Here is a 14222-nt window from a genome sequence, read left to right on the forward strand (position 1 = left end):
TGACAGCCTCGAGAGTCTGGAGGCTGGGCTGGTGGAATACATCCAGTACTACAACGAAGAGCGCATCAAACTGAAACTGAAAGGTCTGAGCCCGGTAAAGTACCGGGAGCAGGCCCAATCGGCCGCCTGACCCCGTCCAAGTCTCGGGGGTCACTTCACCCTGGGGGCTTGGCAGCCGCATCCATGCGGCTGACACTCCCGCCACCGGACCCACCCCGCCTTCGACAGATTTCCGCGATCTACAGGAACGGCACTGGGTCGGATCCCGTTGCTGCGCAACGGGCTCTGACCCCAATTTGACTATCGATATCTGACAGATTTCATCCACGCATGGCGTGGATCTACCCGATCGCGGGGATCTGTCAGAGGTGGGGCGGTGTCGGATTGCGGGGTGTCAGCCGCATGGATGCGGCTGCCAAGCCTACAAGGACGTACTTGCGGCGTCCCCGCACTCCGACACCGCCCCGCCCCCCCACGGAATGCCAGCTTTTGCTGTTGCTGTTGCCTTGGCTTGAAGGCTTCGGCAGGTGCAGGGCTGCAAGCCCTGCCGAACAACCTTTACCTCAACTGGCTGTCCTTGCTGCCACGCCGGTTGTAGCCGGCATGCGCCTGCGCTTCGTCGTCATGCGCCTGCTGGCACGCCACGCACAGCCGTACCCCGGGCACGGCCTGGCGCCGCGCCAACGGGATCGGCGCGTCGCATTCCTCACAATGTTCCAGACCAGGACCCTCGCGCAGCTGGCGCCGCGCGCGGGCGATCGCATCGTCGACGGTGGCGTCGATCTGGTCCTGGACCGCGCCGTCTCCCGCCCAACCGGTGGCCATGGCCATCCTCCGCAGGTGTGTCGCCTGATATGGGGACAATACACCGCGCAGTAAACGGTAGCGCCGAGCCATGACCGGCAGGCCTTCAGCAAGCTGAGCAGAAGGCAGACGGGCCGGAGCAGGCCATTTGCGGCTTAATCCCCTCCGTCCCCTTTTTGGCTTACCAGACCAGGTCGTCCGGCACCTGGAACTGCGCGTAGTAGGCGTCGTCCTCGGCATTGCCGGTGGAGATCTCGGCGGTCGAGCCCGGCTGGCCGTGGTCGACGATGATCGCCTCCGGGGCGCGTTCACGCACTTTTTCGGCAGCGGCGCGCGGCAGCAGGGCGTAGCCCTCGCCGTGGGCAACGATGACCAGCACGCCCACCGACAGCGCCTTGCGCAGCTTGGGGTCGATCAGCAGGGTGCGGATCGCCGCGCCATCGCTGAAGCGGTACTCGTCGTCGCCCTTGTGAGGCACGGCATGGGCCGTGATGATCTGCCGGGCCTGGGCCTTCTGTTCAGCCTGCCTGGCCTGGGCATTGCGCTCGGCGGCCAGTGCGCGGTCGCGCTCGACCTTCTCGGCGCGGGCCCGTTCAGCCTCGCGCTGGACATCGGCCGAGGTCGATTCGGCCTTGCCCTGCCGGGCCTTGGCCTGCGCGCTCGCGGCAGCGCTGGCCTGCGACTTCTTGGCCAGGCCGGCCTTGAGCAATTGTTCCTGCAGCGCGTTGGGCTTTGCCATGGTCGATGCGTACCGCGTGTAATCTTGGATGCCCCATTCTACCGACGCCCCGCCGCCCCTGCATGGCAGTCCTGAAGTACCTCACCGGCTATCCCGAACCCCTGGTCGCCCAGGTCAGTGAACTACTGGCGCAGGGCAAGCTCGGCCCCTGGCTGCAGCAGCGCTATCCCGATCCGCACGAGGTGCGCAGCGACCGCCAGCTGTACGACTACACGCAGGAGCTGAAGGACCGCTACCTGCGCAAGTCGGTGCCGCTCAACAAGGTCTGCTACGACAACACGCTGGAAGTGATCAAGCATGCGCTGGGCACCCATACCGCCATCTCCCGCGTGCACGGCGGTCGCCTCAGGGCCAGCCGCGAGATCCGCATCGCCACCGTGTTCCGCCAGGCACCAGCGGCGTTCCTGCGCATGATCGTGGTGCATGAACTGGCCCACCTGAAGGAAGCCGATCACAACAAGGCCTTCTACCAGCTGTGCCAGCACATGGAGCCGGAGTACCTGCAGCTGGAGTTCGATACCCGCCTGTACCTGACCGAGCTGGCCAACCGCGGCCAGCGCTGACCGGCCGCAGCGGCTACACTGCGCGCCCCCTGCCTGACCTTTCCGCCATGGAACCGATCCGCCTCGACAAACGCCTGTCCGCCCTGCTCGGCATCCCGCGCGGTGAAGCGCGGCGCTACATCGAAGGCGGCTGGGTCAGCGTCAATGGCGAGGTGGTCGAGCAGCCGCAGCGCCCGGTCGATGACAGCGCGGTGATCGTCGTGGCCGAGCAGGCCAGCGATGAAAAGGCCGAGCGGGTCAGCATGCTGCTGCACAAGCCGGCAGGCGTTGCCGCTGAAACCCTGTGTGCGCTGGTCAGCAGTGACAGCCGCAGCGAACTTGATGCCAGCGACATCCGCCCGCTGCAGCGTCACTTCCACGGCCTGCAGCTGGCCGCCTCGCTTCCGGCCAGCGACAGCGGGCTGGTGGTGGTCAGCCAGGACCCGGCCACGCTGGCCTACCTGCAGCGCAACCTGGGCCGCACCGAGCAGGAATACCTGATCGAAGTGGCCGAAGGCGGTCCCGAGCGCGGCCCCTGGCTGATGGCGCGGCTGCAGCAGGAATCGGGCCGCGCCAAGGTCAGCTGGCAGAGCGAGCAGCGCCTGCGCTTCGCCGGCAAGGGCCTGACGGCCAAGGGCCTGCGCGTGGCGGTCACCGCTGCCGGCCTGCAGGTCGCGGCCGTGCGTCGGCTGCGGATTGGCCGCGTGGCACTGGGACCGCTGCCTGCGGGGCAGTGGCGTTACCTGGGCAGCGACGAGCGCTTCTGACCGCGAAGTCCCTGTCATCCACGCATGGCGTGGATCTACTGCAGCGGGTCTATTGGCTTTCATCCACGCATGGCGTGGATCTACCATCGGGGCATGAGCCTGCCCAAGCCCCTGTGGCGACGCCTGCCGCGCGTCGCTGCGATCATCCTCGCCGCGTTGTTGCTGCTGGTCCTGTCCGGGCTGCTGCTGGCCGACCACCTCACCCCGCAGGCACAGGGCGCACCCTCGCATGTGCTGCCACTGCAGCCGGCGCAGACCCGCATCGACCAGCAGATCGTGCCGCTGCAGGACGCACACCCCGGGCAGTCCGGCGTGGCGTTCCTCAGTGATGGCATGGATGCCTTCGCCGCGCGCGCGATGATCACCGCGCATGCAGGCCGCAGCCTGGACCTGCAGTACTACATCTGGCACGACGACCTGATCGGCCATCTGATGGCCAAGGCGCTGTACGACGCCGCCGAGCGCGGCGTGCGCGTGCGCATCCTGCTTGACGACATGAACGCCAAGGACAAGGACGCGTTGATGATGGCACTCGATGCGCATCCGAACATCGAGATCCGCCTGTACAACCCGTTCCGCAACCGGACCGGCATCCTGCGCATGGTGGAGATGGTGCAGCGCTTCTTCAGCGTGAACCACCGCATGCACAACAAGAGCTGGATCGCCGATGGCCGCGTCGCGATCGTCGGTGGCCGCAACATCGGCGAGGAGTATTTCAGCGCGCGCACCGATGTGAACTTCCAGGATCTGGACCTGCTGGTCGCCGGCCCCGCCGTGGAGCAGGCCAACCGCATCTTCGACGACTACTGGAACAGCGAAACCGCCATTCCGGTATCCGCGCTTGCCTTCCATACCGACGCACAACTGCGCCTGCTGGTGCGCGAATCGGACCATGAGGCGCAGCGGGACGTGGCCCTGCCGTACCTGGCGCGCGTGGCCGAATCGCGCAAGCGCCAGCGCCCGAGCCCCGAGCCGCTGCGCTGGAGCGGTGCAGTGCGCATCGTGTCCGACCCGCCGATGAAGCACCGCAAGGACGATCGCGCTGCCTGGCTGGTGTCGACCCTGATCAGCGAGCTGCAGGCCGCCAGGCACAAGGCCCTGTTGATCTCGCCCTACTTCGTTCCCGGCAACGAGGGCCTGGATGGCTTTTCGGCCATGTCCGGGCGGGGCGTGCAGGTCGGCGTGGTCACCAACTCACTGGCCGCCAATGACGTCGCCGCCGTACATGGTGGCTACATGGGCTACCGCGTGCCGTTGCTTGAAGCCGGCGTCCACCTTTACGAACTGAAGGCACAAGGGCAGTCCGGCGATGCCGGCGTGTTCGGCAGCAGCGGCGCCAGCCTGCATACCAAGGCGTTCCTGGTCGATGACCGCCGCGGTTTTGTCGGTTCGTTCAACCTCGACCCGCGCTCGGCCTATCTGAACACCGAGATGGGCGTGCTGTTCGACGATCCGGTGCTGGGCGCACAGCTGCGGGACGAGTACCTGCGCCTGGCTGATCCCAGGCACAGCTGGTGGCTGGCGCTGGATGACCGTCGCCGGTTGCGCTGGCTGGAGCGCGAACCGCCACCGCACTGGGTGGAGGCCGAGCCGGGGGCAACGGCGCGCAAACGCTGGTTGTCGCGGGTGATCAGCTGGCTGCCGGTGGAATCGCAGCTGTAGCGCTCAGGGCGCAGGATCCGCCTCTTCCTGTCCGGCGTCATCCCGTGTTTCCACGCTGCGCCCATGCAGGCGCCGCCAGATCCAGCGCAGCGCATGCGGCGGCGCCGAAGGCAACTGTTCAAGCAGGGCCAGCATGCGACTCTGGCTGGCATGTCCGTGCCGGCACAGCAGGCTGGCCGCTGCGGCCGCGCTGGCCAGGCGCAGGCTGTCGGCCAGCGGGCCATCCGCCTCGGGCGCCAGCGCCTGGTGCACCGGCTCGGGCAGCTCCCAGGCCGCGGCCACGCGTTGCGCCAACGGCAGTGACCACTGCTGGAGCAGCTGCAGCGCCAGCGCCGGCTCCACCGTTTCATCGCGTGCCTGCGCTTCCTGCAGCAGCTGGCGCATCACCAGCGCGGCCCCCAGCCCCTGTACCAGGCCCAGCCACTGGGCGGCGAAGGCATCGCCGAAAGTGACCGTGCGCGCGTGGTCAGCGGCTGCGCGCGAGGCCAGCAGTGCGTGCTCCCAGATGATCGTGCTGAACTGCGGAAACACCTCGCACTGCACCTGCATCACCGGCTGCACCAGAACTGCGCTGATGATCTGTCGCACGCCTTCGGTACCGACCAGCGTCACCGCCCGCTGCAGGCTTTCCACCGGGCGCTCGTGCACCTTGTAGGCCGGGCTGTTGGCGATGCGCAGCAGGTTGCCGGTCAGCACCGGGTCCTGGCCGATGATCGCCGCCATCACCCGCGCCGACGCAGCATCGTCGTTGACCGTCTGGATCAGCTGCGGCAGCAGTTGCGGGCGGCGCGGCAGCTGACGGGCCGCCCAGTCCCGGTCCTGCAGCGCGCGCGCCACCGCCTCGCCCAACCCCGCAGCCTGCACCGCTGTGGATTCACCGGCCAGGCGCGGGTACAGGGCCAGCGCATGCAGGCCACGCTGCAGATGTGCAGCGATCTCGGCCGAAGGCAGAGCCTCGCCCTGCAGGCTGGCCGCAGCCGCCGCCACCGCCTGCCGCGACGCCGCCGCCAACCGGGACGGTGCCGTCCCGGTCGAGCGCGCCAGCCAGCCACGCAGTGATCGCCACCAGGCCGGCGTCATCGCCGCCCGCCCTGTCGTTGTGGTGCCCTTGCCGTCACTGACCGCCCTGCCTCTTCACGCGAATCCGGCCACCCGCCGTCGTCGCAGCATCGGCCGAACTTTCATCTTCTTTAACCGGAAGGCCACCGATGTCGGCGGCACCGGCCGGGGGAATGGACTAGAATGGCGCCGCGCGACCCGTCCCCCTGCACCGACGACGTCGCTTTTTTTGTTTTGGGACCCTACCGTTCACTGGCCGTTCGCTGCAGTTCGCCGCTGATCGCGCCATCGGAGACGCCATGCTATTCGAAACCCTCGCCACCACCGGCCACGAACAGGTGGTGTTCTGCCACAACCACGACGCCGGCCTGAAGGCGATCATCGCCATCCACAACACCACCCTCGGCCCGGCCCTGGGCGGCGTGCGCATGCGCCCCTACGCCAGCACCGACGAGGCGCTGGCCGATGCGCTGCGGCTGAGCCGGACGATGACCTACAAGAATGCACTGGCCGGCCTCAACGTGGGTGGCGGCAAGGCGGTGATCATCGGCGACCCCAAAGTGGACAAGACCGAGGTGCTGTTCCGTGCCTTCGGCCGCTATGTCGATTCGCTGGGCGGGCGCTACATCACCGCCGAGGACGTCGGAACCGACGTCAACGACATGGAGAACATCTACCTGGAAAGCCAGTTCGTGACCGGCGTGCACCAGGTCCATGGTGGCTCCGGCGATCCCGCCCCGTTCACCGCCTACGGTGCGCTGCAGGCACTGATGGCGTCGATGCGCTTCAAGTTCGGCCATGAGGAAGTGGGCAAGACCAGCATCGCCGTGCAGGGCCTGGGCCACATCGGCATGGAACTGGTGAAGCTGCTGCGCGACCGCGGTGCCAAGCTGTACGTCACCGACCTGGACAGCGCGCTGGTTGATCGCGCGGTCAGCGATTTCGGCGCCGAAGCAGTCAAGCCGGATGAGATCCACGAGGTGAACGCCGACGTGTTCGCACCGTGCGCGCTGGAAGGTGCGATCAACGCCGACACGCTGCCGCGGATCAAGGCGAAGATCATCTGCGGCACCGCCAACAACCAGCTGTCGAGCCTGGAAATCGGCGACGAGCTGCATGCGCGCGGCATCCTGTATGCGCCGGACTATGCAGTCAACGCCGGTGGCGTGATGAACGTGTCGCTGGAGATCGACGGTTACAACCGTGAACGCGCAATGCGCCTGATCCGCAGCATCTACCACAACCTCACCCGCATCTTCGAACTGTCGCAGCGCGAGAACATCGCGCCGCAGCGTGCCGCCGACCGCATCGCCGAAAGCCGCATCCTGTCGATCGGCAAGCTGAAGATGCCGCTGGGCCGCAGCACCCCGCGCCTGGGCAACCTGCGCGGCGGTTGAACCTGCCGATGTCGCGCCGGGCATGACCCGGCGCGAGCCGTCCTTCAGAAGCCGGTGCTGTAGCGCAAGGCGGCCTGCCGCGCATCTTCGCCACCAACGCGCTGGTCGAAGCCCAGGCTCAGGCGCCCATTGCGGCCCCACCACGATTCCAGCGCCACGCCGATCAGCGCACTGCCGCGCGGCGCGTTCCAGCCCGCCAACGGCGCCCAGGCATCGACGCCGACGAAGCTGGCCTGCCAGTCCGCATCCGCACCATCAAGCCGTTGCTGCCATTCGGCATGCCCACGCAGCGTCCAACGCCCCCAGCCGCGCTCGCCGCGGATACCGGCCAGCATCTGGCTGCGCTGCACGCGGTTGGCATCGCCCCGCAGGCCGAAACCAAAGCCGCCGAGTTCATTGAAGGCGTCGGTCTCCACACGCGTGGTGCTGGCACCGACGTAGGGCGTCATCGATGCGCCCGCACGCCCCAGCCGGTACCCGCCCTCCACGCTGGCACTGCTGAAACGGCCGCCGTACCGCGCGGAGACACCATAGGCACCCGCACCGAGCAGCAGCTGACGATCCAGCGCGCGGGTGAACTGTCCGCTCCCCACCTGGGCCAGCGCGTAGCCACGTCCCAGATTCCAGCCGGCATACAACTGTGCCTGCGCCTGGCGATCACGCCCACGATCACCGCCGAAACTGCTGCCACCATTGCTGCGGGTCTCACCAAACGCCACGCCCATCAGGCCGTTGCTGCCCAGTGGCAGATCCTGGCCGGCCATCCAGCCCCGGCTGTCGGCAGCGTTGCCGGCAAAGCTGCCCTGCCCCGCCTCACCCAGCGCGCTCTGCCAGCTCCCGCGCAGGCGCGGTGCGGCCTGTACACGATCAAAGCGCTCGGCGATCGCACGCCGCGACATGTCGATGCTGTCGAAGGTCGCTGCTTCGGCTCGCGCATGCGCTTGACCGGACAGGCTCTGCAGGCTGGCGGCCAGGCCCTGCGGGCCACCGCCGGTCCACTGCAGGGCACCGGCCGCTGCACCAAAGGCCGATCCCTGCAGGCCTGCGTTTTTGTCCAGCGCTGCGAATGCACCTTCCAGGCGCTGTGCTGCCGCCTGGGCGGACGCCCCCAGGCCGCTGGCCGCTGCGGTGACGCTGACCTGGGTCAGGTTCAACCACGCGTTGTTGCTGTCATAGCCGTAGCTGCTCTGCAGCAATGACAGCCCCTGCAGGCCACTGGAGGTAGCCGGCGTACTGAAGGTGCCGCTGAGTCCGCCTGCCGCATGGATCAGGTCCTGCCGGCTGCCGTTCTGTGGCACGTAGCCGGAAACGAAGCCATGCACGCGCACGCCACCGTCGATCGCGGCATTGCCGGTGACCTGCAGCGCATTGGCGCCCAGTGCGATCATCAACTGTGCGCCGGCCTGCTGGGTGTAGTTGCCCTCGATGGTGCCAGTGGTGTTGCCGGTGGTGAGGAATACGCTGCTGCCGTTGACCACATTGCCGATCACGCGGGGCGTGCCGCCATTGAACTGCAGGCCGGTCGAATCCGGATCGGACTGGCCGAGGATGGTCACGTTGGAACGGATCACGCCACCGTTCTGCAGCGACAGGATGCCGCGTTCGATGCGGGTGGCACCGGTGTAGCTGTTGTTGCCGGCCAGCACCAGGGTGCCCCCGCCCTGCTTGACCAGCCCGCCGCTGCCGACGATATCGTTGCGCCACGCCGAGCCGGTCGAGGCCAGATCCACGTTGGCGACCACATCACCCCAGTCGAAACGACCCGGACCGTTGATCGCACGACCGATGTCGAGCAGGCCGTAGCCGAACACCGGATCCACGCCCGGCGCACCGATGTCCTTGGCGGTACCCAGCAGGGTCTGCCGCACCAGATCGTTGCTGAAGTACGGGAAGCGCTCCCAGACCAGCGCCGCCGCACCGGAAATCAAGGGCGCCGCGAATGACGTGCCGTAGTTCCAGTAGTAGCTGCCACCGTTGGCATCGGGGTAGACCGCGCTGCCGGGCGCCGCCAGGCAGTAGCGGGCCGCCTGGCCACAGGCATTGGCATAGCTGGCCAGCGTACCGGGCGCATACGGATCCACGGCGGTGGCCACCAGCCAGCCGCGCTCCAGGTCGGCAGCCGGCAGCGTGCCGGCCACGCCCTGCTGGCTGGGCAGTGCGGCCAGGCTGCTCGGCTCGCTGCGGCCATCATTGCCCGCGGCGAACACCACCAGCCCGCCATGGTTGATCACGAAGGGGCGATATTCGGCGGCCACCTGCGCGGTGGTCGGCAGGTCGGTCCAGTACAGGCCGCCCCACGAATTGTTCATCACCTTCACGTTGTAGCTGATCAGGTCCTGGTGGACCTGGGCCACGCCCAGCGGGCCGCTGAAAGAATTGCCCTTGCCGCTGCCGTCATCGACGGGCGGCTTGTCGGCAATGATCCGTGCCGACACGATCTGCGCCTTTGGCGCGATGCCACCCGGCCAGGAGCCCGTTGCCGCGCCGGCGGCGAGGCTGGCCACGGCGGTGCCGTGGCCGACCACATCATCGACACCCAGATTGTTCCTGGCCGGATCGATGTAGTTGAGGTTGGCCAGCACCCGGCCATTCAACGCCACCGCATTGCGCTGCACGCCGGAGTCGACGATGCCGATGCGCACGTTCTGGCCGGTCAGGCCGGCAGCCTGCGCGGCGCGCGCATTGGTGACTGACAGATGCGCGTCGAAGGCCGGCTCCTGCGGTTTGACCGGGGGCGGCGTCGTCGGTGGCGGGGTAGTCGGTGGCGGCGGTGGTGGCGGGGTATCGATGCGCACGTTGCCGCCCCCGCCACCTCCACCACAGGCCGTCAGCGCTACCGCCAGCGCGGTTCCCAGGACAGACCTCACCATCATCGTGCGTTCCATCGATTCCTTCCCATGAACGTTGTCCTGCCTTCATCCCGGCAGGCGTGCGGCCGCGCCCAGCGGCGGCCCTCCCCGACCCTCTATACTTGGGTCGACCCCCACGCAGTCTGCCGGGAAACCGGGGCACATCCAACGGCCCCCGGTCTCCTTTCCGAACATTGCTTACGCATCAACGAGATTGCCATGTCCAACATCGTCATCGCCGCCGCCAAGCGCACCGCCATCGGCTCCTTCCTCGGCCAGTTCAACGGCGTGCCGACCCCGACCCTCGGCGCGGCCGCCATCGCTGCCGCCCTGGAACAGTCGGGCATCCCGGCCAGCGACGTTTCCGAAGTCCTCATGGGCTGCGTGCTGCCGGCCAACCTCGGCCAGGCGCCCGCCCGCCAGGCGGCGATCGCTGCCGGCATCCCGCTGTCTACCGGTGCCACCACGCTGAACAAGGTGTGCGGCTCGGGCATGAAGACCATCATGCTCGGTCATGACCTGATCAAGGCCGGTTCGGCCAGCATCGTTGTCGCCGGCGGCATGGAATCGATGTCCAACGCGCCGCACATGCTGCCGAACTCGCGCACCGGCAACCGCTTCGGCAACTTCCAGGCGGTCGATCACATGGCCCACGATGGCCTGGTCAACGCTTATGACGGCAAGGCGATGGGTGAATTCGCCGAATGCGCCGTGGACAAATACCAGTTCAGCCGCGAAGAGCAGGACGCCTACGCCATCGAATCGGTCAAGCGCGCGCAGGCGGCGCAGGCCAACGGTGCGTTCGCCGATGAAATCGTCGCGGTGAAGGTCGCCACCCGCAAGGGCGAGATCGAGGTCGCCACCGACGAGCAGCCGGGCCGCTCGGACATCGCCAAGATCCCGACCCTGCGCCCGGCCTTCAAGAAGGACGGCAGCGTCACCGCCGCCAGTTCCTCCAGCATCTCCGACGGCGCTGCTGCAGTGGTCCTGCTGACCGAGGAAGATGCAGCCGCTCGCGGCATCACCCCGCTGGCCCGCATCGTCGGCCACGCGACCCATTCGCAGGAACCGGAGTGGTTCACCACCGCCCCAATCGGCGCGCTGCACAAACTGCTGGACAAGACCGGCTGGTCGCTGGACCAGGTCGATCTGTTCGAGATCAATGAAGCCTTCGCCGTGGTGGCGATGGCGCCGATGCGCGAACTGGGCATTCCGCACGACAAGCTCAACGTGAATGGTGGCGCCTGCGCGCTGGGCCATCCGATCGGTGCCTCCGGTGCACGCCTGGTGGTGACCTTGGTCAACGCCCTGCGCACGCGCGGTGGCAAGCGCGGCATTGCCACCCTGTGCATCGGCGGCGGCGAAGCAACCGCAATCGCCATCGAATTGATTTAAAAAGATTTAACGATGATTTCGCAAAAATGAATGCGGGATCGCTTGACACCCAATCTTGGCTTGTCATCATGTTGTCGGCGCGCAGCATGCGCGTTGCCTAATTCTAACGACGAGGATTCACACAATGAGCATCAACAAGCTGCTGGTCGCGATGTCCCTGGCTCTGGCCCTGGCCGCCTGCTCGAAGCAGGAAGCTGCCCAGGACGCCGCTGCTTCGGCCAACGAAGCCGCCACCGAAGCCCAGGCTGCTGCCGACCAGGCCGCCGCTGCTGGCGCCCAGACCGCCGACGCTGCCCAGCAGGCCGCTGACACCGCCGCCACCGCTGCTGACGCTTCGGTTGACGCTGCTGCCCAGGCTGGCGCTGCTGCCACCGACGCCGCTGCCGGCGCCGCTGCTGACGCTGCCAAGGCTGCTGAAGGCACCGCTGAGAAGGCCAAGGACGCTGCTGAAGAAGCCAAGAAGTAATAACTTCTTTCTTCACGCTGTTCTGGAAAAGCCGCTGGTTCGCCAGCGGCTTTTTCTTTTTTCGAATGCGCGCGACTGAGCCGCTGCATCGCGACCCCGTCTTCACAACGGCATGAATAGGCTGGCGTCCCCATCCATTGCAGTACCGGAGACCGCCATGAAGATTCGTCCGATCACCACCACCCTGCTGGCCGCCTCCCTGCTGCTGGCCCTGGCCGCCTGCAAGGGCCCCGAAGCCGAACAGGCCAAGCAGGACGCACAGCAGGCTGCCGACAGCGCAGGCGCTGCCGCCCGTGACGCCGTGGACAAGGCCGCCGAAGCCACCCGCGACGCCGCCGACAAGACCGCTGCCGCGTCCGAGCAGGCCGCCGCCGATACCCAGCAGGCGCTGGACAAGGCTGCAGACGCCACCGCCAACGCCGCCGACAAGGCCAAGGACGCCGCAACCGATGCCGCCGCACATGCCAGCGACGCCACTGCGAACGCCGCACAGAAGGTCGCCGACAAGGCCCGCGATGTCGCCAATGACGCCAAGGCCAACGCCGCCAAGGAAGAAGCCAAGCACTAACGGTTCGTTCGCCGGGCATGGCCCGGCGCTACCGACCAGCCGAGCATCGGCTCGGCTGCACAGGAAAAGCCGCGGCACTGCCGCGGCTTTTCTGCTTTTCGCTCTCTGCTCTTTCTGTTGATTCCGTGGTGGACGCGTACGGAAAGTGTCCACGGACGCGCGGGTAGGTTGCGCAGGGGCGTAAGCGCCATGGATGGCGCGCCCGAGCTTACATGGACGTACTTGCAGCGCCCCCTGCGCGATCTACCGGCGCGGCCCACCCATCAGTATCAGCGCCCACCACGAGGGGCTCCGTCGTTGGCCGCCTCCTACGGCAGCGCGCGCGCCAGCATCGCCGTCAGCTCCACCCCCGCCGGCAGCGTCCCGAACGCCAGCCCGTGCTCCCCTTCCAGCCGGCTACGCACGAATGCCTCCGCCATCGGGCTGCGCGCACGCAGCAGCAGCGCCGCCTGCAGCAGCAGCGCAGTGCGCTCGCAGAACAGCCGCGCCTGCGCTTCCTCCGGTGGCGGTGCCGCTGCCCAACGCTGCAATGCCGCTGCATAGCGCCCATCACGGTCAGCCACCGATGCCAGCTCACCGCGCAGCGCTGCCATCGCCTCCGGTTCACGCGCCAGCGCACGCAACACATCCAGGCACTGGATGTTGCCGCTGCCCTCCCAGATCGAATTCAACGGTGCCTGCCGGTACAGGCGCGGCAGCATCGACTCCTCCACGTAGCCCGCACCGCCCAGGCATTCCTGCGCTTCATTGACGAAGGCGGGCGCGCGCTTGCACAGCCAGTACTTGCCCAGTGCCGTCCCCAACCGCGCCATCGCGGCTTCATTGGCATCCACACCGGCGCGATCCACCGCGCGCGCGATCCGCATCGCCAACACCGTGGCCGCTTCCGACTCCAGCGCCAGATCAGCCAGCACGTTGGTCATCAGCGGGTGCTCGACCAGCAGCTTGCCGAAGGTACGTCGATGACGTGCGTGGTGCAGCGCCTGCGCCAGCGCCATGCGCATCTCCGCCGCTGCACCCAGCATGCAGTCCAGGCGGGTCATCATCACCATGCCGATGATGGTGGCCACGCCGCGCCCCTCTTCGCCCACGCGCCATGCCTGTGCGCCGCAGAACTCGACCTCACTGGAAGCGTTGGCCCAATCGCCGAGCTTGTCCTTCAGCCGCATCAACCGGAACGCATTGCGGTCACCATCGGCCAGCCGGCGCGGCATCAGCAGGCAGGTCAGGCCTCCCGGCGCCTGCGCCAGCACCAGGAAGCCATCGCACATCGGTGCGGAAAAGAACCACTTGTGGCCGACCAGACGGTAACGCTCGCCATCGATCGGTTCGGCGCGCGTACTGTTGGCACGGACATCCGAGCCGCCCTGCTTCTCGGTCATGCCCATGCCCAGGGTGATGCCGGCCTTGTCCGCCACCGGCACGTCGCGCGGATCATAGACCGGCGCAGCGGCCTTGCGCGCCCACTCGGCCAGATGCGGCTGCGAATGCAGTACCGCCACTGCCGCATGGGTCATGGTCAACGGGCAGCTGGTGCCCGCCTCGGCCTGGTGATGCAGGTAGCTCAACACCGCACGTGCCACGTGCGCGCCAGGCTGCGGCTCATGCCAGGACAATCCAGCGACACCGTGCGATTCTGCCGTGTCCATCAACTGGTGATAGGCCGGATGGAACTCCACGATGTCGATGCGATGGCCCTGTGCATCATGCGTGCGCAGCCGCGGACGATCACGGTTGGCATCGAAGCCGAGCCGGTACAGTTCATCACCGGCGAGTGCACCATAGACACCCAGTCGCGGCGCGAAGCTGGCGGCGCCTTCGCGCTGTACGGCCTCCATCAGCGCCACGTCGTCGGTCCACAACTGTCGCCCTGCGAACGGCGGCGGCTGGTTCAACACCACATGGGTTTCATACGGTGCGTTGCTGCTGAAGCTGGGTCCACTCATCCGGTCCATCCTGGCGGCAAGAGGTCTG

General features: G+C 67.4%; 13 protein-coding genes. 8 read left to right on the forward strand and 5 right to left on the reverse strand.

The features are described from left to right. Window positions 1–130: IS3 family transposase (locus V3B25_RS18140; protein WP_329811218.1), on the forward strand; the 130-nt coding region annotated here is incomplete at its 5' end. Between the two features lie 428 nt (window positions 131–558). Here the strand turns inward: V3B25_RS18140 and V3B25_RS18145 are convergent. Together V3B25_RS18145 and V3B25_RS18150 are read right to left on the reverse strand one after the other, a co-directional pair. Then, a complete protein-coding gene (locus tag V3B25_RS18145) occupies window positions 559–825 on the reverse strand; it encodes a DksA/TraR family C4-type zinc finger protein (RefSeq protein WP_032129365.1) in 267 nt (88 codons plus the stop codon). A gap of 160 nt (window positions 826–985) precedes the next feature. After that, a complete protein-coding gene (locus tag V3B25_RS18150) occupies window positions 986–1543 on the reverse strand; it encodes a DUF2058 domain-containing protein (protein WP_032129357.1) in 558 nt (185 codons plus the stop codon). A 62-nt stretch (window positions 1544–1605) separates the two neighbouring features. On the opposite strand from V3B25_RS18150, the gene V3B25_RS18155 reads away from it, so the two are divergent. From V3B25_RS18155 to V3B25_RS18165, 3 genes are all read left to right on the forward strand, one after another. Next, window positions 1606–2106, forward strand: a complete 501-nt coding sequence (locus tag V3B25_RS18155; protein WP_049421271.1) for a M48 family metallopeptidase — start codon at window positions 1606–1608, stop codon at window positions 2104–2106. Between the two features lie 47 nt (window positions 2107–2153). Then, window positions 2154–2852 (forward strand): RNA pseudouridine synthase, encoded by a 699-nt coding sequence (locus V3B25_RS18160; RefSeq protein ID WP_329811176.1) that lies wholly within the window; start codon window positions 2154–2156, stop codon window positions 2850–2852. Between the two features lie 69 nt (window positions 2853–2921). Next, window positions 2922–4514, forward strand: a complete 1593-nt coding sequence (locus tag V3B25_RS18165) for a phospholipase D family protein (RefSeq protein ID WP_329811177.1) — start codon at window positions 2922–2924, stop codon at window positions 4512–4514. 3 nt (window positions 4515–4517) lie between these two features. Here the strand turns inward: V3B25_RS18165 and V3B25_RS18170 are convergent, their stop codons facing one another. Continuing rightward, window positions 4518–5594, reverse strand: a complete 1077-nt coding sequence (locus V3B25_RS18170; RefSeq protein ID WP_329811179.1) for an HDOD domain-containing protein — start codon at window positions 5592–5594, stop codon at window positions 4518–4520. A 278-nt stretch (window positions 5595–5872) separates the two neighbouring features. On the opposite strand from V3B25_RS18170, the gene V3B25_RS18175 reads away from it, so the two are divergent. After that, a complete protein-coding gene (locus V3B25_RS18175; RefSeq protein ID WP_010482852.1) occupies window positions 5873–6970 on the forward strand; it encodes a Glu/Leu/Phe/Val dehydrogenase dimerization domain-containing protein in 1098 nt (365 codons plus the stop codon). A gap of 44 nt (window positions 6971–7014) precedes the next feature. Here the strand turns inward: V3B25_RS18175 and V3B25_RS18180 are convergent, their stop codons facing one another. After that, window positions 7015–9855 (reverse strand): S8 family serine peptidase, encoded by a 2841-nt coding sequence (locus V3B25_RS18180; RefSeq protein WP_329811181.1) that lies wholly within the window; start codon window positions 9853–9855, stop codon window positions 7015–7017. A 183-nt stretch (window positions 9856–10038) separates the two neighbouring features. Between V3B25_RS18180 and V3B25_RS18185 the strand changes: the two genes are divergently transcribed. The 3 genes from V3B25_RS18185 to V3B25_RS18195 all read left to right on the forward strand — a co-directional run bounded on the left by V3B25_RS18185 (window position 10039) and on the right by V3B25_RS18195 (window position 12248). Continuing rightward, entirely contained in the window at window positions 10039–11214 is a 1176-nt protein-coding gene (locus tag V3B25_RS18185; protein ID WP_279913478.1) for a thiolase family protein, read from the forward strand. A 124-nt stretch (window positions 11215–11338) separates the two neighbouring features. Beyond that, on the forward strand, window positions 11339–11680 hold the full coding sequence (locus tag V3B25_RS18190; protein ID WP_004153024.1) for a hypothetical protein: 342 nt from the start codon (window positions 11339–11341) through the stop codon (window positions 11678–11680). A 157-nt stretch (window positions 11681–11837) separates the two neighbouring features. Continuing rightward, a complete protein-coding gene (locus V3B25_RS18195; RefSeq protein WP_014647982.1) occupies window positions 11838–12248 on the forward strand; it encodes a hypothetical protein in 411 nt (136 codons plus the stop codon). Window positions 12249–12556: 308 nt separating this feature from the next. Here the strand turns inward: V3B25_RS18195 and V3B25_RS18200 are convergent, their stop codons facing one another. Next, a complete protein-coding gene (locus V3B25_RS18200; RefSeq protein ID WP_329811185.1) occupies window positions 12557–14194 on the reverse strand; it encodes an acyl-CoA dehydrogenase family protein in 1638 nt (545 codons plus the stop codon). Window positions 14195–14222 lie beyond the last annotated feature (28 nt).

Source organism: Stenotrophomonas sp. SMYL8, from assembly GCF_036320065.1.
In the GTDB taxonomy this organism is placed as follows: Bacteria; Pseudomonadota; Gammaproteobacteria; order Xanthomonadales; family Xanthomonadaceae; genus Stenotrophomonas; species Stenotrophomonas maltophilia_A.

Excerpts from the sequence above, each read along its gene's own strand:
- V3B25_RS18190 (WP_004153024.1), top strand. The coding sequence starts at position 11,339 with ATGAGCATCAACAAGCTGCTGGTCGCGATGTCCCTGGCTCTGGCCCTG.
- V3B25_RS18170 (WP_329811179.1), bottom strand. The coding sequence starts at position 5,594 with ATGACGCCGGCCTGGTGGCGATCACTGCGTGGCTGGCTGGCGCGCTCG.
- V3B25_RS18200 (WP_329811185.1), bottom strand. The coding sequence starts at position 14,194 with ATGAGTGGACCCAGCTTCAGCAGCAACGCACCGTATGAAACCCATGTG.
- V3B25_RS18145 (WP_032129365.1), bottom strand. The coding sequence starts at position 825 with ATGGCCACCGGTTGGGCGGGAGACGGCGCGGTCCAGGACCAGATCGAC.
- V3B25_RS18185 (WP_279913478.1), top strand. The coding sequence starts at position 10,039 with ATGTCCAACATCGTCATCGCCGCCGCCAAGCGCACCGCCATCGGCTCC.
- V3B25_RS18195 (WP_014647982.1), top strand. The coding sequence starts at position 11,838 with ATGAAGATTCGTCCGATCACCACCACCCTGCTGGCCGCCTCCCTGCTG.
- V3B25_RS18160 (WP_329811176.1), top strand. The coding sequence starts at position 2,154 with ATGGAACCGATCCGCCTCGACAAACGCCTGTCCGCCCTGCTCGGCATC.
- V3B25_RS18150 (WP_032129357.1), bottom strand. The coding sequence starts at position 1,543 with ATGGCAAAGCCCAACGCGCTGCAGGAACAATTGCTCAAGGCCGGCCTG.
- V3B25_RS18180 (WP_329811181.1), bottom strand. The coding sequence starts at position 9,855 with ATGGAACGCACGATGATGGTGAGGTCTGTCCTGGGAACCGCGCTGGCG.
- V3B25_RS18175 (WP_010482852.1), top strand. The coding sequence starts at position 5,873 with ATGCTATTCGAAACCCTCGCCACCACCGGCCACGAACAGGTGGTGTTC.
- V3B25_RS18165 (WP_329811177.1), top strand. The coding sequence starts at position 2,922 with ATGGCGTGGATCTACCATCGGGGCATGAGCCTGCCCAAGCCCCTGTGG.
- V3B25_RS18155 (WP_049421271.1), top strand. The coding sequence starts at position 1,606 with ATGGCAGTCCTGAAGTACCTCACCGGCTATCCCGAACCCCTGGTCGCC.